This is a genomic window from uncultured Rossellomorea sp., assembly GCF_947488365.1.
Classification (GTDB): domain Bacteria; phylum Bacillota; class Bacilli; order Bacillales; family Bacillaceae_B; genus Rossellomorea.
The window spans coordinates 559,083-584,274 of record NZ_CANKZT010000002.1; the positions used below are offsets into that span (position 1 = coordinate 559,083).

At 41.7% G+C, this 25,192-nt stretch carries 26 protein-coding genes; all 26 read left to right on the plus strand.

The features are described from left to right. Positions 1–9 precede the first annotated feature (9 nt). The 26 genes from sdaAA to dprA all read left to right on the plus strand — a co-directional run bounded on the left by sdaAA (position 10) and on the right by dprA (position 24,975). Entirely contained in the window at positions 10–903 is an 894-nt protein-coding gene (gene sdaAA / locus Q1B03_RS09740) for an L-serine ammonia-lyase, iron-sulfur-dependent, subunit alpha (RefSeq protein WP_299740781.1), read from the plus strand. Further along, the gene (gene recG / locus Q1B03_RS09745; protein WP_299740783.1) at positions 890–2,941 is read left to right on the plus strand and encodes an ATP-dependent DNA helicase RecG; all 2,052 of its coding nucleotides are present in this window, start codon (positions 890–892) and stop codon (positions 2,939–2,941) included. The genes sdaAA and recG overlap by 14 nt, the downstream gene beginning before the upstream one ends. 92 nt (positions 2,942–3,033) lie before the next feature. Next, the gene (gene fapR / locus Q1B03_RS09750; RefSeq protein ID WP_299740785.1) at positions 3,034–3,615 is read left to right on the plus strand and encodes a transcription factor FapR; all 582 of its coding nucleotides are present in this window, start codon (positions 3,034–3,036) and stop codon (positions 3,613–3,615) included. Further along, a complete protein-coding gene (plsX, locus tag Q1B03_RS09755) occupies positions 3,616–4,614 on the plus strand; it encodes a phosphate acyltransferase PlsX (RefSeq protein ID WP_299740787.1) in 999 nt (332 codons plus the stop codon). It begins immediately after the preceding gene. Then, the gene (fabD, locus tag Q1B03_RS09760) at positions 4,607–5,551 is read left to right on the plus strand and encodes an ACP S-malonyltransferase (RefSeq protein ID WP_299740789.1); all 945 of its coding nucleotides are present in this window, start codon (positions 4,607–4,609) and stop codon (positions 5,549–5,551) included. Before plsX ends, fabD begins: the two co-directional genes overlap by 8 nt. Further along, positions 5,552–6,295 (plus strand): 3-oxoacyl-[acyl-carrier-protein] reductase, encoded by a 744-nt coding sequence (gene fabG / locus Q1B03_RS09765; protein ID WP_299740791.1) that lies wholly within the window; start codon positions 5,552–5,554, stop codon positions 6,293–6,295. Between the two features lie 94 nt (positions 6,296–6,389). Next, on the plus strand, positions 6,390–6,623 hold the full coding sequence (acpP, locus tag Q1B03_RS09770) for an acyl carrier protein (RefSeq protein WP_032088865.1): 234 nt from the start codon (positions 6,390–6,392) through the stop codon (positions 6,621–6,623). A gap of 194 nt (positions 6,624–6,817) precedes the next feature. Next, positions 6,818–7,564 carry a ribonuclease III gene (gene rnc / locus Q1B03_RS09775; RefSeq protein WP_299740798.1) on the plus strand — a complete coding sequence of 249 codons (747 nt, stop codon included), beginning with the start codon at positions 6,818–6,820 and terminating at the stop codon, positions 7,562–7,564. A gap of 11 nt (positions 7,565–7,575) precedes the next feature. Further along, the gene (gene smc / locus Q1B03_RS09780) at positions 7,576–11,142 is read left to right on the plus strand and encodes a chromosome segregation protein SMC (RefSeq protein ID WP_299740799.1); all 3,567 of its coding nucleotides are present in this window, start codon (positions 7,576–7,578) and stop codon (positions 11,140–11,142) included. Between the two features lie 17 nt (positions 11,143–11,159). After that, positions 11,160–12,149, plus strand: coding sequence for a signal recognition particle-docking protein FtsY (gene ftsY / locus Q1B03_RS09785; RefSeq protein ID WP_299740801.1), 990 nt, complete (start codon positions 11,160–11,162; stop codon positions 12,147–12,149). A gap of 194 nt (positions 12,150–12,343) precedes the next feature. Further along, positions 12,344–12,676, plus strand: coding sequence for a putative DNA-binding protein (locus Q1B03_RS09790; RefSeq protein WP_034755696.1), 333 nt, complete (start codon positions 12,344–12,346; stop codon positions 12,674–12,676). A gap of 12 nt (positions 12,677–12,688) precedes the next feature. Next, positions 12,689–14,032, plus strand: coding sequence for a signal recognition particle protein (gene ffh, locus Q1B03_RS09795; RefSeq protein WP_299740804.1), 1,344 nt, complete (start codon positions 12,689–12,691; stop codon positions 14,030–14,032). A 118-nt stretch (positions 14,033–14,150) separates the two neighbouring features. After that, the gene (rpsP, locus tag Q1B03_RS09800; protein WP_032088859.1) at positions 14,151–14,423 is read left to right on the plus strand and encodes a 30S ribosomal protein S16; all 273 of its coding nucleotides are present in this window, start codon (positions 14,151–14,153) and stop codon (positions 14,421–14,423) included. 12 nt (positions 14,424–14,435) lie between these two features. Continuing rightward, a complete protein-coding gene (locus Q1B03_RS09805) occupies positions 14,436–14,669 on the plus strand; it encodes a KH domain-containing protein (protein WP_299740807.1) in 234 nt (77 codons plus the stop codon). Between the two features lie 236 nt (positions 14,670–14,905). After that, positions 14,906–15,292 carry a YlqD family protein gene (locus Q1B03_RS09810; protein WP_299740809.1) on the plus strand — a complete coding sequence of 129 codons (387 nt, stop codon included), beginning with the start codon at positions 14,906–14,908 and terminating at the stop codon, positions 15,290–15,292. 17 nt (positions 15,293–15,309) lie between these two features. Beyond that, a complete protein-coding gene (rimM, locus tag Q1B03_RS09815; protein WP_299740811.1) occupies positions 15,310–15,828 on the plus strand; it encodes a ribosome maturation factor RimM in 519 nt (172 codons plus the stop codon). Further along, complete coding sequence (trmD, locus tag Q1B03_RS09820) at positions 15,828–16,562, plus strand: tRNA (guanosine(37)-N1)-methyltransferase TrmD (protein ID WP_299741290.1); 735 nt, start codon at positions 15,828–15,830, stop codon at positions 16,560–16,562. The genes rimM and trmD overlap by 1 nt, the downstream gene beginning before the upstream one ends. A gap of 136 nt (positions 16,563–16,698) precedes the next feature. After that, the gene (gene rplS, locus Q1B03_RS09825; RefSeq protein ID WP_032088854.1) at positions 16,699–17,043 is read left to right on the plus strand and encodes a 50S ribosomal protein L19; all 345 of its coding nucleotides are present in this window, start codon (positions 16,699–16,701) and stop codon (positions 17,041–17,043) included. 187 nt (positions 17,044–17,230) lie between these two features. Continuing rightward, a complete protein-coding gene (lepB, locus tag Q1B03_RS09830; RefSeq protein ID WP_299740814.1) occupies positions 17,231–17,770 on the plus strand; it encodes a signal peptidase I in 540 nt (179 codons plus the stop codon). A 28-nt stretch (positions 17,771–17,798) separates the two neighbouring features. Further along, a complete protein-coding gene (ylqF, locus tag Q1B03_RS09835) occupies positions 17,799–18,665 on the plus strand; it encodes a ribosome biogenesis GTPase YlqF (RefSeq protein ID WP_299740816.1) in 867 nt (288 codons plus the stop codon). 85 nt (positions 18,666–18,750) lie between these two features. After that, complete coding sequence (locus Q1B03_RS09840; protein WP_299740817.1) at positions 18,751–19,521, plus strand: ribonuclease HII; 771 nt, start codon at positions 18,751–18,753, stop codon at positions 19,519–19,521. A gap of 60 nt (positions 19,522–19,581) precedes the next feature. Further along, positions 19,582–21,402: a hypothetical protein gene (locus Q1B03_RS09845; protein WP_299740820.1), complete on the plus strand. Its 1,821-nt coding sequence runs from the start codon at positions 19,582–19,584 to the stop codon at positions 21,400–21,402. After that, complete coding sequence (locus Q1B03_RS09850; RefSeq protein WP_113968236.1) at positions 21,399–21,680, plus strand: EscU/YscU/HrcU family type III secretion system export apparatus switch protein; 282 nt, start codon at positions 21,399–21,401, stop codon at positions 21,678–21,680. The genes Q1B03_RS09845 and Q1B03_RS09850 overlap by 4 nt, the downstream gene beginning before the upstream one ends. A gap of 259 nt (positions 21,681–21,939) precedes the next feature. Then, positions 21,940–23,100, plus strand: coding sequence for an ADP-forming succinate--CoA ligase subunit beta (gene sucC / locus Q1B03_RS09855; RefSeq protein ID WP_299740825.1), 1,161 nt, complete (start codon positions 21,940–21,942; stop codon positions 23,098–23,100). A 16-nt stretch (positions 23,101–23,116) separates the two neighbouring features. Further along, complete coding sequence (gene sucD / locus Q1B03_RS09860; protein ID WP_044337414.1) at positions 23,117–24,019, plus strand: succinate--CoA ligase subunit alpha; 903 nt, start codon at positions 23,117–23,119, stop codon at positions 24,017–24,019. Positions 24,020–24,099: 80 nt separating this feature from the next. Next, the gene (dprA, locus tag Q1B03_RS09865) at positions 24,100–24,975 is read left to right on the plus strand and encodes a DNA-processing protein DprA (RefSeq protein WP_299740828.1); all 876 of its coding nucleotides are present in this window, start codon (positions 24,100–24,102) and stop codon (positions 24,973–24,975) included. The last annotated feature ends 217 nt before the right edge of the window (positions 24,976–25,192 follow it).

Here is a 25,192-nt window from a genome sequence, read left to right on the forward strand (position 1 = left end):
GTCATTTTAATGTTTCGAAATGTAGCAGAGTTAGTTGAACTTGCTGAAAGTCAGAACAAGAAAATTTCTGACATTATGATTGAACAAGAAATCGAGTTTACAGGTAAAACATTCGAAGAAGTCTACAGTCAAATGGAGAAAAACCTGGAAGTGATGGAACAGGCAGTAGCCAGAGGTCTGGAAGGTGTGAAATCACATTCAGGCTTAACTGGCGGGGATGCCGTACTTTTACAAAAATATATTGAGAAAGGCCGTTCACTTTCCGGGGACACTATCCTGGATGCAGTTAGTAAAGCGGTAGCAACCAATGAAGTGAATGCTGCAATGGGAACGATTTGTGCGACGCCTACTGCGGGATCTGCAGGAGTTGTTCCGGGAACATTGTTTGCCGTGAAAAATAAGTTGAATCCTACTAAAGATGAAATGATCCGCTTTTTATTCGCGTCTGGGGCGTTCGGTTTTGTTGTAGCGAATAATGCTTCCATCTCAGGTGCAGCCGGCGGATGTCAAGCAGAGGTTGGTTCTGCCAGTGGGATGGCTGCAGCTGCCATCGTTGAAATGGCCGGGGGCACACCCAGCCAGTCAGCCGAGGCCATGGCCATTACCTTAAAGAATATGTTAGGTCTTGTGTGTGACCCTGTTGCAGGCCTCGTTGAAGTACCTTGTGTGAAAAGGAATGCAATGGGGGCGGCAAATGCAATGGTTGCAGCGGATATGGCACTTGCGGGCATAACGAGTCGGATTCCATGTGATGAAGTGATTGACGCTATGTACAAAATCGGTCAAACAATGCCAGTGGCACTAAGAGAGACAGCTCAAGGTGGCTTGGCTGCCACCCCTACAGGTAGAGAGCTGGAAGCGAAAATCTTTGGGGTTTCCCTGAATAAACGTGAAGACTCATAAAGAAGGGCTAACGATCCAGAACATAAAGGGGATTGGTGAAGAAACAGCTGTGGAACTGAATGCAATGGGGATATATTCTGTTCTGGATTTGTTAGAATATCTGCCTTACAGGTACGAAGATTACAGGCTTCGGGACTTAGAGGAAGTAGCCCATGATGAGCGTGTCACAGTGGAAGGGAAGGTCCATTCTGAACCTGCATTAATGTATTATGGGAGAAAAAAATCACGTTTGACGTTAAGAATATTGGTCGGGAGGAATTTAGTTCAGGCCGTATTCTTTAATCAGCCGTATCTAAAGAAGAAAATAAACCTTCACGATACGGTGACGGTCACAGGGAAATGGGATAAGAATAGGCAAATCATTACGGTTCAGCATTTTCAGTCGGGGCCACATGGGAAACAGGGAGACTTTGAACCTGTTTATTCGTTGAAGGGCTCTATAAAAAACAACACACTAAGAAAATTCATTAAAAAGGGTTTTCAGGATTACAGTCATTTGGTAACGGAGAACCTGCCCCACCAGTTGATGGAGAAATATAAGCTGTCCAGTCGAAAAGATGCTCTCTTTCATCTCCACTTCCCAGATTCTACTGAAGACATGAAGCAGGCGAGAAGACGATTTGTGTATGAAGAGTTCTTGTTGTTTCAACTGAAAATGCAGGCGCTTAGGAAGTTTGAAAGAGAACATTCGTCTGGTCTACAACAGAATTATGATTTAAGTAAAATCAAAGAATTTATTGACTCTCTCCCGTTTCCGCTAACCGATGCACAAAAGCGGGTAGTGAATGAAATTTCGGCAGATATGAAGTCTCCTTACCGAATGAATCGGCTTTTGCAAGGGGATGTCGGATCGGGGAAAACAGTCGTATCGGCTATCGCACTCTATTCGAGTGTAACCGCAGGATTTCAAGGGGCTTTAATGGTTCCAACGGAAATCCTCGCAGAACAGCATGCAAATTCTCTGAGTGAATTATTGGAGCCGGTAGGCCTGTCTGTTGCCCTGTTAACAAGCTCCGTAAAAGGAAAAAGACGACGGCTTTTATTAGAAAAGTTAAAAGAAGGAGAAATAGATATCCTCATTGGAACACATGCACTTATCCAGGAGGATGTGCAATTTAAGTCTCTTGGACTCGTAGTAACCGATGAACAGCATCGTTTTGGGGTAAATCAAAGACGGGTTCTCAGGGAAAAAGGGGAAAGTCCTGATGTATTATTTATGACAGCGACTCCCATCCCAAGAACACTTGCTATTACGGTGTTTGGAGAGATGGATGTGAGTATAATCGACCAAATGCCAGCAGGAAGAAAGACGATTGAAACTTACTGGGCTAAAGCCGATATGCTAGCAAGGGTGCTTTCATTTATGGACAAGGAGTTGGATCAAGGCAGACAGGCCTATGTGATTTGTCCGCTGATTGAAGAGTCTGACAAACTGGATGTTCAAAATGCGATCGATGTCTACAATCAATTACTGCACTACTTTGAAGGACGATACAACGTCGGATTGATGCACGGAAGGCTTCACCCTGATGAGAAGGATGAAGTGATGAGGGAATTTAGTGCAAATCATCTCCAAGTACTCGTATCCACCACGGTTGTCGAGGTGGGCGTGAATGTTCCCAATGCCACATTTATGCTTATTTATGATGCTGAACGCTTTGGGTTGTCTCAGCTTCATCAGCTAAGAGGGAGAGTCGGACGTGGGGAACATCAGTCCTATTGCATTCTTCTTGCCGAACCGAAAACAGAGGTTGGAAAAGAGCGAATGAAGATCATGACCGAAACCAATGATGGATTTGTTCTGAGTGAAAAAGATCTGGAGCTGAGAGGCCCGGGGGATTTCTTTGGCAGAAAGCAGAGTGGGCTTCCTGAGTTTAAAGTGGCAGATATGGTGCATGACTATCGTGCGTTGGAAGTTGCAAGAGATGATGCTGCAAGCTTAATTCAATCCGATCTTTTCTGGAAGGATCCCGAGTTTGAACCTCTTCGGGCGTATCTGTCGGTTGCAGGGATATTAGAAGGTGAAAAGCTAGACTAGAAAGGCAGATTGTGAGATTATTTCTTGCAATCTGCTTTTTTAGATTATATACTACTATTAGTACCTAGTACTAATACTGGACGGTGTTGATATTGAGACTTTCAAAAAAAGAAAGACAGGGAAACCTTACAGACACGATAAAGGAAAATCCTTTTATAACAGATGAGGAATTAGCTGAACGTTTTCGGGTGAGCGTACAGACAATCCGGTTGGATCGTATGGAATTGTCTATACCGGAGCTTCGTGAACGGATTAAATATGTAGCAGAGAAATCGTTTGAAGACGAAGTGAAATCATTACCTATTAAAGAGATTATTGGAGAAATTATTGATATAGAATTAGATCAGAGTGCGATTTCCATTTTTGATGTGAAACGAGAGCATGTTTTCGTAAGAAATGGAATAGCGAGAGGGCATCATTTGTTCGCTCAAGCAAACTCTCTTGCGGTAGCAGTCATTAATGATGACTTAGCATTAACAGCTAAGTCAACAATCCGTTTTACCCGGCCTGTAAAGGAAGGGGAGCGTGTTGTCGCGAAAGCAAAAGTGATACATATGAAGGATCTAAAGGACCGAACAACGGTAGAAGTTCAAAGTTTAGTCGGTGGCGAGCTCGTTTTCACTGGTGAATTCGAAATGTATCGCTCTAAAAATTCTGCAAAGGATGAAGCGTAGATGAAGTTAGCCGTTGATGCAATGGGCGGAGATCATGCTCCTAAAGAAATTGTTCTTGGTGTAAAGAGGGCATTGAAGGAATTTAACGATATAGAAGTGCTTTTATTCGGAGATGAAAACCAAATCAAGCAGTACATCACACCCGTTGATCGTTTGACGATCGTTCATACGGATGAAGTGATAGAGGGGACAGATGAACCTGTTAGAGCCGTTAAACGCAAGAAGAATGCCTCTATGGTGCTGATGGCCCAAGCAGTCCGGAATGGGGAAGCTGATGCGTGTGTCTCTGCAGGAAACACGGGAGCCCTTATGACAGCCGGATTATTCATTGTAGGCAGAATTGATGGGATTGAACGCCCCGCTTTGGCACCAACCCTTCCGACATTGGATGGTAAAGGATTTCTCATGCTCGATTTAGGTGCAAATGTTGATGCCAAGCCTGAGCATCTCCTTCAATATGCCATCATGGGGAGCATTTATGCTGAGAAAGTAAGAGGAATCAACAATCCCCGTGTAGGCTTATTAAACATTGGGACCGAAGATAAAAAAGGGAATGAATTAACAAAGAAGTCTTTCCAACTTCTTAAGGACGCCCCTATTCATTTCGTGGGAAATGTAGAGTCCAGGGACTTACTTGAAGGCCCTGCGGATGTCGTAGTAACCGATGGTTTCACCGGGAATATGGTGTTGAAGACGATTGAAGGGACGGCTCTTTCTGTTTTCTCGATGCTCAAGAAGACCTTTACAGCCTCAACAAAAAATAAATTGGCTGCCGGGTTAGTGAAAAATGATTTAAGGCAGATGAAAGACATGCTTGATTATACAGAGTATGGAGGCGCGGGCTTATTTGGTCTAAAAGCACCGGTGATCAAAGCCCACGGCTCATCAAATGAAGTTGCTTTATATAACGCCATGAGACAAGCCAGAGAAATGGTGAAGCACGATGTCTCCAATACAATTAAAGATGCTATCAATAGGAGTGAAGAAAAGTATGAGTAAAATCGCGTTCATTTTTCCTGGACAAGGTTCCCAATCAGTCGGGATGGGAAAAGAATTGGCTGATCAATATCCTGAAGTACAGGAGTATTTCACTAAAGCGGACAAAACATTAGATACAAAGCTATCAACGGTTATATTCGAAGGACCCCAAGAGGAGCTTACCCAAACGACGAATGCCCAGCCTGCTTTATTAACGACGAGCATCGCGATTCTTGACCGTTTAAAGGCAGAAGGCATCACAGCAGATTATACGGCCGGACATAGCTTAGGTGAATATTCCGCCCTGGTAGCTGCCGGAGCCCTGGGCTTTGAAGATGCTGTGTATGCGGTTCGTAAAAGAGGGGAATTCATGGAACAAGCAGTTCCAAGTGGAGAAGGCACGATGGCTGCTATTCTTGGCATGGAAAGAGAGCCGCTAAAGGAAGTTACCGATCTTGTAACAAATGAGGGACATCCAGTGGGGCTGGCAAACTTAAATTGTCCTGGTCAAATTGTGATTTCAGGTACGGTGAAAGGAGTGGAGCTTGCTTCAGAGAAAGCGAAAGAAGCTGGAGCAAAGAGAGTCATTCCACTTCAAGTGAGTGGACCATTCCATTCTCGATTAATGAAACCTGCTGCCGACCAGTTTGTCTCAATTCTAGATTCGATCACGATTGAAGATGCAGCTGTACCGGTTGTTGCGAATGTGACGGCCAAACCTGTGACGGATCGTGAAGAAATCAAACGTTTATTAATTGAACAATTATACTCTCCTGTTCAATGGGAAGATACTGTTGAGAAGCTGCTTGAATTAGATGTGGATACGTTTATCGAAGTTGGACCCGGAAAAGTCCTTTCAGGTTTAGTGAAAAAAGTCAATAGACGAGTGAAAACGTATGCTGTTCAAGATGAAGCATCTTTAGAACAAACCATTCAAGCGTTAAAGGAGGAAGCTTAAATGAATTTAGAAGGAAAAGTTGCCCTGGTAACGGGGGCGTCCCGGGGAATAGGTAGGGAGATCGCTCTAGAGCTTGCCCGTGAAGGCTGTAATGTTGCCGTAAACTATTCAGGAAGTGAAGCGAAGGCTAATGAAGTCGTCGATGAAATTAAAGGTTTAGGCAGAGAAGCCATTGCCGTACAATGTAATGTATCGGATAGTGATGCTGTTCAGGCCATGGTAAAGGAAACGATTAGTCAATTCGGTTCAGTGGATATTCTGGTTAACAATGCTGGAATTACGAAAGATAATTTATTAATGAGAATGAAAGAAGCAGAATGGGATGATGTCATTAACATCAATCTAAAAGGTGTATTCCTTTGTACGAAGGCCGTTACCCGCCAAATGATGAAGCAAAGAAGCGGCAGAATCATCAATATTTCTTCGATTGTTGGTGTGAGTGGAAACCCTGGTCAGGCAAACTATGTAGCTGCTAAATCGGGTGTAATCGGATTAACGAAAACCACAGCAAAAGAGTTGGCACCCCGTGGCATCACGGTAAATGCGATCGCTCCTGGTTTCATTTCTACGGATATGACGGATCAGCTGCCGGAAGATGTGCGTAATGAAATGTTAAGGCAAATTCCTTTAAGCCGCTTTGGTGACCCAAAAGATATCGCCAAGGTAGTAACATTTGTGGCTTCCGACTCAACTGCTTATATGACAGGCCAAACTCTTCATATCGATGGCGGAATGGTCATGTAACGGCAAGAAAATAATAAATTATTGATCGTTTTCATGTATACTCTTTTCATTAGAGGTCAAAATGCTCTATAATACTTGAGGGGAGGTGACAAAAATGGCAGAAGTATTAGATCGTGTAACAAAAATTATCGTTGATCGTCTAGGTGTAGATGAATCTCAAGTAACTCTTGAAGCTTCTTTCAAAGAAGATCTAGGAGCTGACTCCCTTGATGTAGTTGAGCTGGTTATGGAACTTGAAGATGAATTTGACATGGAAATTTCTGACGATGATGCTGAAAAAATCGGCACAGTAGGTGATGCTGTGAACTACATAAAAGCAAACGCTTAATCGTTAGATTGAATTAAAAGATGGGCAAACGTCCATCTTTCATTCAAAACCATTTAAAACTTGGTAGAGGTCTCACCTCTACCAAGTTTATTTGTGTTCTAACGTACGCAAGAAACTTTTGCGTAAATGATTTTTTTAGCATAAACTTGATTAGTATACAATGAGAACATATATAGAGCAAGGTGGAGTGCCTTATGCGGAAGCAAAGTAGAAATAAAGGAATAACCAGATATAAAAATGATGGAAAGTTCAAAACGTTTCAAGATGAAATCGGGATTCAATTTAATGATGAAAAACTACTTAAACAAGCTTTTACTCATTCATCCTATGTGAATGAGCATCGTCGTAAGCCTTATGAAGACAACGAACGCTTAGAATTTCTTGGAGATGCCGTCTTGGAACTAACGGTTTCTCAATTCTTATTTAAGAAGTATCCAATGATGAGTGAGGGTGAACTTACGAAATTAAGGGCAGCCATAGTATGTGAGCCATCCTTGGTTAAGTTCTCGATCGAACTGAATTTCGGCGAGCTCATCTTACTTGGTAAAGGAGAAGAAATGACAGGTGGTCGAGAAAGACCAGCACTACTCGCAGATGTCTTTGAGGCGTTTATCGGAGCGGTATATTTGGATCAAGGGTTAGATACAGTGATTTCAATCCTTGAAAAAGTTGTCTATCCAAAAATCAATGTCGGTGCTTTTTCTCATGTGATGGATTATAAGAGCCAGCTACAAGAACTAGTCCAACGAGGCAGTGCAGGAATGATTGAATACAGCATCCTTGAAGAAAGCGGGCCAGCCCATAATCGTCAGTTCATTTCCCGTGTCAGTTTAAATGACGAAGAATTAGGTATCGGAAAAGGTCGATCTAAGAAGGAAGCCGAACAACAAGCCGCACAGAAGGCTCTTGAGAAGCTAAAACAAAAGCTAGACGCTAAATAGGGGGAAAGAAGATGTTCCTCAAACAACTAGAAGTAATGGGGTTTAAATCTTTTGCAGAAAGAATATCCGTGGAATTTGTCCCGGGTGTTACAGCTGTTGTTGGACCAAACGGCAGTGGAAAAAGCAATATTATCGACGCGATTCGCTGGGTGCTGGGCGAGCAATCAGCAAAAAGTTTACGTGGATCAAAGATGGAAGATGTTATATTTGCCGGCAGTGATTCGAGAAAAGCCCTTAATATAGCAGAGGTAACACTTGTCTTGGATAATGAAGACGGAGCCCTTCCGATTGATTACAGTGAAATCAGTGTCACAAGACGAGTCTACCGTTCCGGGGATAGTGAGTATTTACTCAATAAACAGCCTTGTCGATTGAAAGACATTATTGAATTATTTATGGATTCAGGTTTGGGGAAAGAAGCGTTCTCTATCATCAGTCAGGGGAAAGTGGAAGAAATCCTTAATAGTAAGCCCGAAGAACGACGAACCATTTTTGAAGAGGCAGCGGGCGTATTGAAGTATAAATCACGCAAGAAAAAGGCTGAGAATAAGTTATTCGAAACACAGGAAAATCTTAATCGTGTAAATGACATTCTTCATGAGTTGGAAGGGCAGGTAGAACCTCTTAAGATTCAAGCTTCCATGGCACGTGACTATTTAGAGAAAAAAGAAGAGCTGGAGAAGTTCGAGGTTGCCCTGACGGTTTATGATATTGAGGATTTACATAAGCAATGGGAAAAGCTCAGTGAAGAATTCGAGCATCATGGGAAAGAAGAACTTGCACTTTCCACGCGTATACAAAAGAAAGAGGCCATTCTAACCCACACCCGGGATAAAATTGCAGCTCTTGATGAGTCGATTTCGAATCTTCAAGAGGTGCTCCTGGCTACTAGTGAAGAATTGGAGAAGCTTGAGGGCAGGAAGCAAGTATTAGTGGAGCGGAAGAGGAATTCGTCTTCCAACGAATCTCAATTAATGCAATCGATAGAAGAAACCAAGGATCAAATCCAACAACTGACTTCTGAAAAAGAAAAAGGAGAAATGGAATTCAAGTCTATCGATTCAGACGTCAAGGAACTAAAAGAGCTGCTCATAACGAAACAGAATCAATTTAAGCATTACAATGAAAATATTGAAGATGTGATTGAATCCTTCAAAAGTGATTACATTGAAAAGCTGAATCAGCAGGCGTCAGCCAAAAATGAAATTCAGTACCTTGAGCAGCAACTGGAGCAGCAATCCAATCGAAGCGGCCGATTAGAAGCAGAGAATGAAAAATATGTGATTCAGCGTGAGGAATTTCATCTGCGTCACAAAGAACTTTCGAAAGAGCTGCAAGCGCAAAAAGAGGTAATCGATGAGCACATATTCTTCTATAGGGAAGAACAGAAGAAGCTTGAATCGGTTAAAGAAAAATATGAAAAGCAAGAAAAAACCCTTTACCAAGCTATCCAATTTCTGCAACAAGCAAAATCCCGGAAAGAAATGCTTGAGGAAATGGAAGAGGACTATACAGGTTTCTTCCAAGGTGTAAAAGAAGTCCTTAAGGAACGTGACGGTCAGTTAACCGGTATTCAAGGTGCGGTTGCAGAACTGATTACCGTACCTAAAGCATATGAAACAGCTATGGAAACTGCTCTGGCAGCCTCCATGCAGCATATTGTGGTCGACACTGAAGAAGATGGTCGTAAAGCCATTGCTTTCTTAAAGAAGAACCAATATGGCCGTGCTACTTTCCTACCGATGAACGTGATCAAAGGGAAATCGATACCCGATAGTCAAAAAAACATGCTGAAGGGGCATTCTTCCTTTATAGGAGTTGGAACCGATCTCCTGAATTATGATCAGCGCTTCCAAATGGTGATCTCCAACCTGGTTGGAAATGTGATCATCACAAAGGATTTAAAGGGTGCCAATGAAATCGCGAAGCTTATACAATATCGCTACCGTCTCGTGACTCTTGATGGGGATGTGGTTAATCCCGGCGGATCCATGTCGGGTGGTACGATAAAGCAGAAAAAGAATTCTCTTCTTTCCAGAAAAGGTGAGCTTGAAGAAATGAAAGCAAAGCTTACTACAATGGAAAATCAGACTGAACAGCTTCAGTCTCAAGTGAAATCACTCAAAGAAGAGAGCAGCTTCAGAGAAAAGAAGCTTGAGGAAATGAGAGTGAAGGGAGAGCGTTTGCGACTCAAGGAGCAAGAGATTCTTTCCCAACTTCGTGAAAATGAATTATCCCAACAGAATCTGGATGAAAGGCTTTCCCTATATGACTTGGAGAAAAAAGACTTTACGTCGGTTAAAGAAAAGCATGATTCCAGAACGAAAGAATTAAGATCGTCACTCGATGAAATTGGAGAAGAGATTACAAGACTCGATCTAAAGATCAGTGAGCTTACTCTGCAGAAGAATAGTGAACGAACGTCCAAAGACGCTTTATTGAACGAAATCAGCGATATTAAAGCGAACCTGGCTGCGCGAAACGAGCAACTGGTCAACAGTCGTAGTCAATTAAAGCGGGTGCAGGAAACAATCGTTGAATCAAAGAAGCGAAAAGCGACTTTGCAGGATGATTTAGAATGGTTGCAGACGGAAATGAAGGATAATTTTTCAGGTGAAGAGCAGCTCGGGATGAAGGCAGAAGAATGTGCAATTCAAAAGGCAGAAACGTCAAATTTGATCTCTTTGCGACGTGAAGAGCGCTTGGAGCTTCAACATAGGGTTGAAGATGAGGAGCTTGAGTTAAAAGAATTGAAGCGTCAGCATAAAGGATTGGTTGGAGCTTTAAGGGACGAGGAAGTAAAGATCAATCGTCTTGATGTTGAACTGGAAAATCGTCTTGATCATTTACGTGATGAGTATATGCTTTCATTTGAAGCGGCTAAGTCCGACTACCCATTGACGATTGAGGTTGAAGAAGCAAGAAAGAAAGTGAAACTTGTGAAATTGGCCTTGGAAGAGCTGGGGACCGTCAATCTAGGTGCCATTGACGAATATGAACGAGTAAAAGAACGGTACGAATTTTTAGTTGAGCAAAAGAATGATTTAACTGAAGCGAAGGATACACTATATTTGGTCATTAATGAAATGGATACAGAAATGATCAAACGTTTTGATCAAACTTTTACGGCCATTCAAGTGGAATTTGAAGGTGTATTTAAAGCCTTGTTTGGTGGCGGACGAGCTCAGTTAAAGCTGACAGATCCATCAGATCTTCTTCATACCGGGGTCGATATAGTGGCACAACCACCTGGGAAGAAGCTGCAGAACCTGGGCCTGATGTCAGGTGGGGAAAGGGCCTTGACGGCCATTGCACTCCTTTTTTCAATCCTGAAGATCCGCCCTGTGCCATTCTGTATATTGGATGAGGTTGAGGCAGCTCTTGATGAAGCAAATGTGCAGAGATTCAGTCAGTATTTAAAAAAATTCAGTGATGAAACACAATTCATTGTCATCACCCATCGTAAAGGAACGATGGAAGAAGCCCACGTACTGTACGGTGTAACGATGCAGGAATCCGGTGTGTCCAAATTGGTATCTGTCAGACTGCAAGAAACAAAGGAATTACTTGAAACTTAGGTAAGGGGTGCGGAAGAATGAGTTTTTTTAAGAAACTTAAAGATAAATTTACACAGTCGAGTGATAATGTAACAGAGAAATTTAAAGATGGATTAAGTAAAACGAGGAACAACTTCACTTCAAAGATGAATGACCTGGTTGCCAGATACCGCAAAGTCGATGAAGACTTCTTTGAAGAGCTGGAAGAAATCCTGATAGGAGCGGACGTCGGCTTTGATACAGTGATGGAGCTGATTGATGAACTAAAGCTTGAAGTGAAGCGAAAGAATATTCAAGACACGGAAGATGTTCAATCTGTCATCTCAGAGAAGCTCGTAGAAATCTACCAGGGGGATCGTGAAGAAGACAGCAGCCTGAACATTCAAGACAATGCGCTAACAGTTTTATTATTCGTCGGGGTGAACGGTGTCGGAAAAACGACGACCATCGGAAAAATGGCCCATATGTTTAAGGAACAGGGTAAGAATGTTGTTCTTGCTGCAGGTGACACATTCCGAGCAGGAGCGATCGAGCAGCTTGAAGTATGGGGTGAACGTGTAGGAGTTCCGGTCATTAAGCAGGCGGCGGGAAGCGATCCTGCGGCGGTTATGTTTGATGCCGTCCAGTCTGCCAAAGCGAAAAAAGCAGACATACTCATTTGTGATACGGCAGGAAGGTTGCAAAATAAAGTGAACCTTATGAAAGAGCTTGAAAAAGTGAAGCGAGTGATTGAAAGAGAAATTCCGGGAGCTCCTCACGAAGTATTACTCGTTCTTGACGCAACCACAGGTCAAAATGCAATGGTACAGGCGAAAACCTTTAAAGAAGCAACAAACGTCTCAGGAATCGTCCTGACGAAGCTTGATGGTACAGCAAAAGGTGGTATTGTCCTTGCGATCAGAAACGAGCTCGAAATCCCTGTGAAATATGTAGGTCTTGGAGAAAAAATGGACGACCTCCAGCCGTTCGACGCTGAAAAGTATGTCTATGGCTTATTCTCAAACCTGGTTGATAAAGAAGAAGAATAGATACAAGAATCGATAGAGTAGCCTGATGAGAGACTTTGAGAAGCGGTCTTGCAGGTTACTCTTCTTTTGTTTACGGAATCAGTATGTTTTTTTAGGTTTTCTCTCTGAAAAATCTATAAGTATCCTTGACAAACGCCCGTAAAGACTGTATTCTTCATATGTAAAGGTTTTTCACTTAACAAGGAGGGATATCCGTGCTGGAGAAAACAACCAGAATGAATTATCTCTACGATTTTTATCAATCTTTGTTAACTCCTAAGCAAAGAAGCTATATGTCCCTCTATTATTTGGATGATTTCTCTTTAGGGGAAATCGCTGAAGAGTATAATGTTAGTCGACAAGCAGTGTATGATAACATTAAACGAACAGAGGCCATGATCGAGGAGTACGAAGAAAAGCTTTTATTATTTAAAAAATTTCAAGAACGCAACGAGATTCTTGATCAACTCAGACAAAAAATAGAAGAACCATCAATCGATTCTTCTCATTGTTTAAAACTCATTGATGATCTTGAAATATTGGATTAGGAGGCGGCATGAATGGCATTTGAAGGATTAGCCGACCGACTGCAAGGTACAATACAAAAAATCCGTGGAAAAGGAAAGATATCAGAAGCGGATGTTAAAGAAATGATGCGTGAAGTTCGTCTTGCTCTTTTAGAAGCAGACGTTAATTTTAAAGTGGTGAAGCAATTCGTCAAGAAAGTAAGTGAACGGGCTGTCGGACAGGAAGTCATGAAAAGTCTTACACCTGGACAACAGGTCATTAAAGTTGTTCAAGAAGAGCTTACAAACTTGATGGGTGGCGAACAAAGTCAGATTGCCGTCGCTAAACGTCCTCCGACTGTCATTATGATGGTTGGTTTACAAGGTGCAGGTAAAACGACCACCACTGGTAAGCTTGCGAACCTGCTTCGAAAGAAACATAACCGCAAACCACTCTTAGTGGCTGCTGATATTTACCGTCCTGCTGCAATCAAGCAGTTAGAAACCATCGGGAAGCAATTAAGCCTTCCTGTGTTTTCATTGGGGGATCAGGTCAGTCCGGTGGAAATTGCAAAGCAAGCCATCGAAAAGGCAAAAGAAGAACATCACGATTATGTTCTGATTGATACGGCAGGTCGACTTCACATTGATGAAAATCTAATGGGAGAGTTGAAAGAAATTAAAGAACTCTCAAATCCAGAGGAAATTTTCCTTGTGGTGGATGCCATGACTGGTCAAGATGCAGTAAATGTTGCGCAAAGCTTCAATGAAGCTCTTGGCATATCCGGTGTTGTGCTGACAAAACTTGATGGTGATACACGTGGCGGGGCCGCATTATCCATCCGTTCAGTCACTGAAAAACCAATTAAATTTGTTGGGATGGGCGAGAAGATGGATGCTTTGGAAGCATTCCATCCTGAGCGTATGGCGTCACGGATTCTCGGTATGGGGGATGTTTTATCCCTCATCGAAAAGGCTCAGGCCAATGTGGATGAAGAGAAAGCCAAAGAACTGGAACAAAAAATGCGTACCATGTCTTTCACATTTGATGATTTCCTTGAGCAATTAGGTCAAGTAAGGCAAATGGGTCCACTTGATGAGTTACTCAAAATGATGCCGGGAGCAAACAAAATGAAGGGTCTGGATAAGCTGCAAGTCGATGACAAGCAGATCAGTCATGTAGAGGCGATTATCCAATCCATGACTGGTGATGAGAAAATTCATCCGGAAACCATCAATGCTTCCCGCCGTAAACGGATTGCCAAAGGAAGTGGAACTTCTATTCAAGAGGTAAACCGGCTTCTGAAACAATTCGAGGATATGAAGAAAATGATGAAACAGATGAGCGGCATGCAAGGAAAAGGTAAGAAAAAAGGGATGAAATTCCCATTTATGTAAGCAATTCATTCTGTTTTTCATAAGAAAAATAGAACTGTTAAGAAAAAACACTTTACAAACAAAATACACATTTGATATTATACTAACTTGTGTGAAACTATTCGGAGGTGCTTTAATTATGGCAGTAAAAATCAGATTAAAACGTATGGGAGCAAAAAAATCTCCTTTCTATCGTATCGTAGTTGCAGATTCTCGTTCACCACGTGATGGACGTCAAATCGAAACAGTTGGAACGTACAACCCGGTTGCTAAACCAGCTGAAGTGAAAATCGATGAAGAGTTAGCTCTTAAATGGTTATCTAATGGTGCTAAACCATCTGACACAGTTCGTAACCTATTCTCAAAACAAGGCATTATGGAAAAATTCCACAATGCTAAAAACAGCAAGTAATCGATTAGATCGATGAAAGATCTTATTCTAACGATTGTGAAACCCTTAGTTGACCATCCTGACGCGGTCCACATCGAAACGGATGAAGGAACGAACGGCATAACGTATAAGTTATCTGTTCATCCCGAGGACATGGGGAAGGTTATTGGGAAACAAGGGAGAGTAGCTAAATCGATTCGAACTGTGGTATACGCTGCAGCAGGATCTTCACAACAGAAGAAAATCTTTTTAGAGATAGTGGAGTAAGGAAGCTTTCATCAGCTGCCTTCTCATGAGGCTTTAGACCTTCAACACTTGCTCTTTTAGAACCAGGGGACTGACCCACAAGGTTACTATATAGCCTTAAGACGTCAGTCCCCTTTTTCATAGGCTTAGGCTGCTGTATATAAAGAAAAAATGGTACAATCCAACACTCCCCGAAGAGAACACCCTAAGGATTTAATATGACAGCGTGGGGTGAATAGAAGGAGGAGGAAGAGCTTTTGAATGTGATACATACGATTACGATTAAACAAGTGCTGACAGTAAACAGTAAGGACTTGTTAATGAAACGATATGAAAATCAAAAGTTTCATTTAGCCAAGGAATGTGACCAGTTGCAGTTCGAAATGAAAAAGATCGAACGTGGGAAGAAATACCCGTCACATAAGTTAAGTCAGCATTTTGAAAGAGAATTGAATGAACGTGCTGAAAAGATCAAGCTCTTGGAATTCCAAATCGAGCAGTTAAATATCCTGCCTATCGGAAGCGAACTAAAGGAAAGGGAAGTCCAAGGTATGATGGACATTCAAGTTGGTGACAATTGGGAGGAAGAAGCACTTTCTAAGACGATTGTCGTAGAAGATGGTATTGTGAAAGAAATTCGTTAATGCAAGAGGTGAAAGCTATGGAAAAGTGGTTTAATGTAGGTAAGATCGTCAACACGCACGGAGTTAAAGGAGAGGTAAAGATCGTCTCGACTACCGACTTCCCGGAAGAACGCTATCAAAAAGGGAACACACTTTATTTGTTCCAAGGTCAAAATAATGAACCGATCAATCTCGTGATTAAATCTCATAGAAATCATAAGAGCTTTGATTTACTGACCTTTGAGGGTTATGAAAACATTAATGAGGTTGAGAAATTTAAAGAAGGCATCTTAAAGGTTCAAGAAGACCAATTACAGGAACTTGAAGAAGGGGAATACTATTTCCATGAAATCGTTGGCTGTAAGGTCGTTACGACTGAAGGAGAAGAACTGGGGACGATTAAAGAGATTCTGAGCCCCGGAGCGAATGACGTTTGGGTAGTGAAGGGTCAACGGGGGAAAGAACACCTTATTCCTTACATTGAGGATATTGTGAAAACCGTCGATATTGAGAAGCAGCTCATCACGATAGAACCTATGGAAGGCTTGTTATCATGATGCGAATTGATGTCCTATCTCTTTTCCCACCTATGTTCGAAGGAATATTAGGTGAATCGATACTTAAGAAAGCACATGAAAAAGAAGCTGTAAGCTATAATGTGATTAACTTCAGGGAATACGCTGACAATAAGCATAATCAAGTCGATGATTATCCGTATGGTGGAGGAGCAGGTATGGTTTTGAAGCCCCAGCCTATTTTTGATGCCGTCGACGCATTGAAGAGTGAACAACAATCAAAACCGAGGGTTATCCTCATGTGTCCCCAAGGTGAACGCTATACTCAACAAAAGGCTGAGGAATTGGCCAAGGAAGATCATCTCGTATTTATATGTGGGCACTATGAGGGCTACGATGAGCGAATCAGGGAGCATGTTGTCACAGATGAAATTTCGATTGGAGACTATGTTTTGACTGGTGGAGAGCTTGGCGCCATGGTGGTCATTGATAGTGTAGTACGCCTGCTTCCAGGTGTGCTTGGGAATGAGGATTCTCCCATTCTGGATTCGTTCTCGTCAGGACTCCTTGAACATCCCCATTATACCCGCCCGTCCGACTTTAGGGGGATGAAGGTACCGGAGGAGCTGATTTCAGGGAATCACCGTCTGATCGATGAATGGAGAGAGAAAGAGAGTTTGAGAAGAACCTATGAAAGAAGACCGGATCTATTGGAAAGCTATAAGCTCACAGATCGACAAAAAGCCTGGATAGAGGAATGGAGAAAGTCTAAATAGGCTATTGCATCCTGGTTGTCTGTGTGATATTATATTCTTTGTGGCTTGAGGGGTTATCCCCTGTTGCCATTGATCCCGATGTTCCGCTGCAATCAATCGCTTTTGTAAGAGCATCTGTTGGAAGGAGTTGAAAAAGATGCACAAATTAATCGAAGATATTACGAAAGAACAACTTCGCTCTGATCTACCATCTTTCCGTCCTGGTGATACAGTACGTGTACACGTTAACATCGTTGAGGGTACTCGTGAACGTATTCAGGTATACGAAGGAGTAGTAATCAAACGCCGCGGTGGCGGTATCAGCGAAACATTTACAGTTCGTAAAATTTCTTACGGTGTAGGTGTTGAACGTACGTTCCCAGTACACACACCAAAGATCGCTAAATTAGAAGTTATTCGTCGCGGTAAAGTCCGTCGTGCGAAACTTTATTACCTGCGTAACCTGCGTGGTAAAGCGGCACGTATTAAAGAAATTCGATAAGAATGTAAGAAAAGGAGCTTGGAGACAAGCTCCTTTTCCTTATTTTACAAGATTTGTTGTGAAATAAATGAAACATCCGCGGAAAAACGGCCTGCCTATTTTAATGAAGCCACCTTTTTTTAATGAGAAATACAAGAATTTCTAGTAGAATAGAAAAAGATAGAAAAATACATTGGGTGGTGGAGATGTGGTTAAAGAGAAAAATGAGTGGTGGGAGTGGATGAAGGCACTGTTGATCGCAGTAGGTTTAGCTGCAATTATCAGATTCTTTTTATTTGCACCCATTGTTGTCGATGGATTATCAATGATGCCTACTTTACATAATGGAGATCGAATGATTGTAAGTAAATTAGGGGAGCCGGAGCGATTTGATATCGTCGTTTTCCATGCACCTGAACAAAAAGACTATATTAAACGCGTCATCGGGCTCCCGGGTGATGAAGTAGAGTACAAAAATGACACATTATATATTAATGGAAAAGCATATAATGAACCATACTTACAAGAGTATAAAGATCAATTAAATGAAGGTGTGTTAACAGAAGATTTCACTTTAAATGATATCATTGAAAAAGGCACTGTTCCTGAAGGGGAAATCTTTGTGATGGGTGACAATCGCCGATTCAGTAAAGATAGTCGTCACATCGGTACAGTTCCAATGGAAGAAGTCATCGGTGATACAAAAGTGATCTATTGGCCTGTTAAAGATATAGGTTTCGTGAAATAATAGAAAAAAGTTGTTTGGAGGTGGTCATATGACAATACAATGGTTCCCAGGGCATATGGCTAAAGCTCGTAGGCAAGTTACTGAGAAGTTAAAACTTGTAGACATTGTGATTGAATTAGTAGATGCAAGAATACCGTTATCATCAAGAAATCCAATGATAGAAGAAATTATTGGACAAAAGCCGCGACTTGTTTTGTTAAATAAAGCAGACATGGCAGATACAAATAGAACGAATCAGTGGATTTCTTATTTTAAAGAGCAAGGAATAACAGCCCTTGCTGTAAATGCACAGGCTGGCAAAGGACTTCAAGTCATAGTTCAAGCCGCTAAAGAAATATTAAAAGAAAAGTTCGACCGCATGAAATCAAGAGGAATGAGACCTCGTGCCATAAGAGCCATGATTGTCGGTATTCCTAACGTAGGAAAATCCACATTAATCAATCGCCTGGCTAAGAAAAATATAGCGAAAACAGGAAATACTCCTGGAGTGACAAAAGCCCAGCAATGGATCAAAGTAGGGAAAGAGCTTGAGCTGCTCGACACGCCTGGTATATTATGGCCTAAGTTTGAAGATCCGCAAGTTGGATATAAACTGGCATTGACCGGTGCCATTAAAGATACCATCCTGAATTTACAGGATATCGCCGTTTATGGTTTGCGATTTCTTGAAGAGAACTATCCAGAGCGATTAGAAGAGCGCTACGGCCTCGAAGGAATACCTGAAGAAGTAGTGGATAGCTTCGATAAAATCGGAGCTAAAAGAGGCTGTCTGATGGCTGGTGGAGAAGTGAACTATGACAAGACATCTGAAATTATCGTCCGTGACATTCGAAATGTACAATTAGGACCCATGACGTTTGACATCATTGGTGAGACTGAGCGGGAGAGCGAATAAAAAAGAGGCTGTAAAAAGAGGGGATCTCTTTAGCGCAGCCTCTTTATTTATGTGAAGTACATCCGATATAGATAGGAGGAGCAATATGAATACAGTACATATGACCATTAAGGAAATAAGTGAAATCATCAAGTCTGCTTCTGCTCATAGTCCGATTCTTGAGGGATTGAAGAAGGACAAAAGAATTGGTGTCCAAAAACTATTAAAACAGATTGAACGCGAGCAGATGAAACGAGAGAAGGAAAGAGAAGAATTTGCCGTCCTTACTCAATATGAAAGTGAACTTCGCCAGCAAGGATTCACCCTTATTGCAGGAATCGATGAAGTAGGCAGAGGTCCTTTAGCAGGTCCTGTGGTAGCGGCTGCCGTCATCCTGCCCCATGACTTCTATTTGGCGGGATTAAATGATAGCAAGAAGATAACAGAAGCAAGAAGAGAAGATTTCTATGAATACATCATGGAACACGCAACATCTGTTGGAGTAGGAATGGTACATGCGGAAGAAATTGATTCCATAAATATATATCAGGCTACAAAAAAGGCTATGAGTGAAGCGATCGTCAGCCTGCCGGTTCAGCCTGAGTATTTACTGATCGATGCGATGAAAATTCAATCGCCCTTTCCGAGTCAGTCGATCATTAAAGGAGACTCGAAAAGTATATCCATCGCCGCAGCATCCATCATTGCCAAGGTGACACGTGACAGGCTGATGAAGGAGTATGCCGCTACCTATCCTGGATATGCGTTTGAGAAAAATGCAGGATATGGAACAAAGGATCACTTAGGCGGGCTGGAGAAATTAGGAGTGACGCCCATTCATCGAAAGACCTTTGCACCTGTGAAGGAGCTGCTATAGATTAGCAGCCGGTTCGCCTGTATAAACGATTAGGATTCACAATGAACGGGAGATAAGGATATGACCCATATTCATGGTATTAACAGTAACCAACCCCTTGATCAAAAGCCCTTTTCCATTCAAAGTGGAAAAGTTCTAATTATCAGCGTCCATAAGCTGTTAGGAGAGGGCAATGCGGTGGTGTCAGCAAATGGACGACGGTTTATTGCGAAAATTGAAGCGCCTATGGAAGCTGGAGAACGTTATTGGGTAGAAGTGAAGCAATCTGAAAGTAGTGTAAGTCTACATCTGATCCCGAGCCGTGGGCAAACTGGAGTAGAAAATGGAAAGCAAATAGCAGCAAATCTATTACAGCATTTTTCCATATCAACAAGTGGAAAAGAAATGAACGAATTTGTAATGGAGCTAATGAAAAAAAACATTCCCATTCATAAAGAACTGCTATTATTCGGAGAGAAACATTTGAAAGGGAAGGATTCATCGGAAAATGTGAAAAACCTGGTTGAAATGGCTAAGAGGAACATGCCGCTTTCTGACAGGGTCTTTCTCTCAATGAGAGCGGGAACTTCAACCACCAGCATTTTATCCATGTTAAATGAGCTGTCTTCAAAGTTAAGGGGAACTGGAGGGGACACGGCCGCACTTCATTTACTTACGGGGATCCAGAAACCGTTGAATAGGCTGGCGTCTGAAAAACTTGTGATAAATGCCTTATCCAGTTTAGTTGATTCATCCCAAACCTTCTCAAATCGATTAGGCCATTTCGATCTATTGAAATCACTAGGAGTCTTTCCGAAAGACACTCCCATGAATCAGTGGAGGAAAGGGTTAAAGACAATGCTTTCAGAAGAACTGAAACAGTCTACATACGGGCAGTGGGAAAGAAAGATCGATATTCTAAGAACCCAATTGGCAAATCATCCAGGTCCAGCTCCCGTAAAGCTTCGAAATGATCTGAATCAGCTCCTATCAACGACTACCGGCAGGATCCCGGAAATTCCTAAACGATCTGGAACTCATATCGATAAATGGATTAATATACTATTGAGTTCGGAGACTGTACTAAATGGAGAAAGGGATAAACCTTCTCTTGTGGCAGCTAAAGAGCTGATGGGAGTAGTTGGAGAGGGAAAATGGCGGTCCATTGAGATGAACTATATGAGGCTCTTGCAGTCTTATGGAAAAGGAGCACCTGCATCGAACATGGAACGGCTATTACAAAAACTTCACCTACAGATAGAGCAAGAAATCACTCAGACGATTCGGGGAGAAGAACTGGCAAGGATGCTGAAAAAAGTAATTGGAACGTTTGGGATTAACTTTGAAGCTCAGTTACAAAAAAACGGACAAGAGCTTCAAAATCATCCAACAATTAAGCAGTATCTCATTGGGTTAAGTCAAAATCACCCACTCGCAGATATTCGAATGTTAGCCGATGATCTTGTTCTCAAAATGAACCACCAAGTGCTTCAATCACAGGAGAGTTCTCCTTTTCTAACAATCGTACAGCAATTCCCATTTTCTCTAAATGGACAGGGCACCGATATCACCCTTCAATGGACAGGGAAAGAGAAACAAAAAGGTGTGATTGATGGAGACTACTGCCGGGTTTTATTTTATTTAGAGCTGGATATCATGAGAGAGACATTGATCGATATGCAGGTTCAAAACCGGGTGGTCTCCTTGACCGTTTGGAATGACCACCCAAACGCAGAGAGGATGTCCAGATCATTTATTCCTGGATTAAAAGAAGGTCTGGAGAAACTGGACTATCAACTATCTATGGTAAAGGTGAAAGCTCCGGATAAGCAGGTTGAGCTTTCTGATAAAATCATGGCAGAACGTTTTAAAACGTTTTCGGGAGTTGATTTAAAGATATGAAAAACCCTCATGAGAGAAAAGAAGCGATTGCTTTAGGATATAATCAAAGTAGTGAATCAGCTCCAAAGGTCCTTGCTAAAGGGAAGGGAATCATTGCTGAAAACATTTTGGCTCAAGCAAAAGACCATCAAATACCTGTACAAGAAGACAAGAGCTTACTCTCACTTCTTGGGAACCTGGATATAGGAGAATCAATACCCGAAGAATTATATGGCGCTGTAGCGGAGGTTTTTGCTTTCATCTATCGATTAGATCGGGATATAGCGGGGAAGGGATAATTCTTTGCCAATCGAATATACTTCCTGTCACTAAAAGGCATCAACACGAATTAGAATAGCAAATTATATTTTTTAAGAATAATAATTTCAAGGATAGTCACTTCAGGAACAACGGAGCATATGGAGTAATTCTACTATTTCAAGTTCAGAATTTTAAAATTAATATAATATTTTTAGCATAATGGTAGACAGATATACTGTCATTTTATACAATGAAAGCGCAGTCTATTTTTTGAAGAGTTTGATAGGAGGATGGAAAATGAATATCCATGAATATCAAGGTAAAGAAATCCTCAGAAATTACGGGGTATCCGTACCAAATGGTAAAGTGGCTTTTACAGCTGAAGAAGCAGTAGAAGCGGCGAAGACATTAGATTCCAGCGTGTATGTAGTGAAAGCCCAAATCCATGCAGGTGGTCGAGGTAAAGCTGGCGGAGTGAAAATCGCTAAAAGCCTGGACGAAGTGCGTACATATGCAGATGAGTTAATCGGCAAAACATTAGTAACTCACCAAACAGGCCCTGAAGGTAAGGAAGTAAAGCGCTTACTTATCGAAGAAGGCTGTGATATTAAGAAAGAATATTACGTAGGTCTGGTACTTGACCGTGCGACTTCCCAAGTTGTCCTGATGGCTTCTGAAGAAGGCGGAACAGAAATCGAGGAAGTAGCAGAAAAAACACCGGAAAAAATCTTTAAAGAGTACATCGATCCAGTTGTTGGATTAACAGGCTTCCAAGCCAGACGCATTGCATTCAACATCAATATCCCTCAAAAACTGGTTGGAAAAGCAGCCAAGTTCATGATGGGTCTTTATAACGTGTACATCCAAAAGGATGCATCAATCGTCGAAATCAACCCATTGGTTGTGACAGGTGACGGAGACGTCATGGCACTTGATGCGAAGTTCAACTTCGATTCAAATGCATTATACCGTCAAAAAGATGTCATTGAACTACGCGATCTTGAAGAAGAAGATGCAAAAGAAATCGAAGCTTCTAAATATGACCTGAGCTATATTTCCCTTGACGGTAATATCGGTTGTATGGTTAATGGAGCAGGTCTTGCCATGGCAACGATGGACATCGTAAAGCATTACGGCGGAGATCCCGCTAACTTCCTTGATGTTGGGGGCGGTGCGACAGCGGAAAAGGTAACAGAGGCATTTAAAATCATTCTTTCTGATGAAAACGTTAAAGGTATTTTCGTCAATATCTTCGGTGGAATCATGAAATGTGATGTTATTGCAACAGGTGTTGTAGAAGCAGCTAAGCAAATCGGTCTTCAAGTTCCTCTTGTGGTTCGTCTTGAAGGTACAAATGTTGACTTAGGGAAAGAAATCCTTAATAAATCAGGATTGAATATCATTGCAGCTGAATCTATGGCGGACGGCGCACAAAAAATCGTTGAGCAAGTAGGCTGAGAAAGGCGGGGGACTAATGAGCGTATTTATTAATAAAGATACCAAGGTTGTTGTACAAGGGATTACAGGATCAACAGCTCTTTTCCATACGAAGCAAATGCTTGAATACGGTACACAAATCGTGGCAGGTGTAACACCAGGAAAAGGCGGAACTGAGGTTGAAGGCGTACCTGTTTTCAATACAGTTGAAGAAGCAAAGAAAGCAACTGGCGTAAATGCATCCGTCATTTATGTTCCTGCTCCGTTTGCAGCAGATGCAATCATGGAAGCGGTAGATGCCGAGCTTGATTTGGCAATCTGTATTACTGAACATATCCCGGTATTGGATATGGTGAAGGTCAAGCGTTATATGGAAGGCAAGAAAACACGCCTTGTAGGACCGAACTGTCCGGGAGTCATCACACCTGAAGAGTGTAAAATCGGAATCATGCCTGGTTACATCCATACGAAAGGTCATGTAGGTGTTGTTTCACGTTCTGGTACACTTACGTATGAAGCAGTTCACCAACTTTCACAAGCGGGAATCGGACAGTCGACGGCAGTCGGTATCGGTGGAGACCCTGTGAATGGAACAGACTTTATCGATGTATTGAAAGCATTCAATGAAGATGAAGATACGTATGCCGTCATCATGATTGGTGAAATCGGCGGTACTGCTGAAGAAGAAGCTGCTGAATGGGTTAAAGCCAACATGACTAAGCCTGTAGTAGGATTCATTGGAGGACGTACAGCACCTCCAGGAAAACGTATGGGCCATGCCGGTGCGATCATTTCAGGCGGTAAAGGAACAGCTGATGAGAAGATTCGCGTTATGAATGAATGCGGAATTCAAGTTGCTCCTACACCTTCAGATATGGGAGAAACATTAATAAAGGTTCTTAAAGAAGAAGGAATCTTAGATAAATGTAAAACGCATTAATCATGGATTGAGACTGATGGCATTCAAGCTATCAGTCTCAGTTTTATATCCTCTATTAAACAATATTCAGGAGGTAATAAATGAAAGAACGTCGTCATATTCTATTTCATATTCATCATTGTCGGGGAATTGGATTGAAAGGAACAAAAAGAATACTAGAATCGCTCCCGAAATTACACTCTATCTTTGATTTATCCCCTTCCACCCTTCAAAAGATAATCCTTTCCACCAATGTCAATTCAGAACTCTTCTATAGAGATCTTCATTCATTTGATTCAGAGCGATACAAAAAGCTTTATTCGGAAAATGATATAGAATGGATCACAATTATGGACGAAGACTACCCTGCTCTATTGGGAAACGTATATGATCCCCCCTTTCTCCTCTTTTTAAAAGGAAACAGGAATCTCCTTCATGGCCAAAAAAAATTGGCCATTATCGGTTCGAGAAATGCCACCTTTTATACTGATAAAATTCTTCGCGATATGATTCCAAAGCTGGTGAAGAAAGAGGTAGTCATTGTAAGTGGACTAGCGCAAGGTGCCGATACGGTGGCTCATAACGAAACGATTCAATCAGGTGGCCAAACGATAGGTGTACTTGCTGGAGGTTTCAACCACATTTATCCGAAGCAAAATGAAGGGTTAGCCCATCATATGATGAAGCATCAGCTTCTCCTCTCTGAATATCCCCCTTATATCAAACCTGAAAAATGGCAATTTCCTTTTAGAAATAGGATCATCAGCGGTCTTTCCGACGCAGTGCTTGTTACGGAAGCAAGAAAAAAAAGCGGGACATTCATCACGGCTGATTATGCATTAAATGAAGGAAGAGAAGTATTATGTATACCAGGATCCATATTTGAGCCATTAGCAGAAGGAACCAACAGTTTAATCCAGGAAGGTGCAAGAATGGTCTTATCAATAGAAGATATTTTTTCAGAACTGGGAGTATAAAGTCAGAACATATGATATAGAATCTTTTAATAAAGTGGGATTTTTCCTGCGAATGTTTGAATAATTACAAGTAATTTATACAAAATGGTTGCAATTATTGTGAAACTGTTATACATTTTGCAACAGGTATCTAAAACTATATATAAGAGAAATAAATCGTTAAAAGTAGTGATTATCTACAATGATATCAATTCTATACCTATGTGAATGAAAGTGT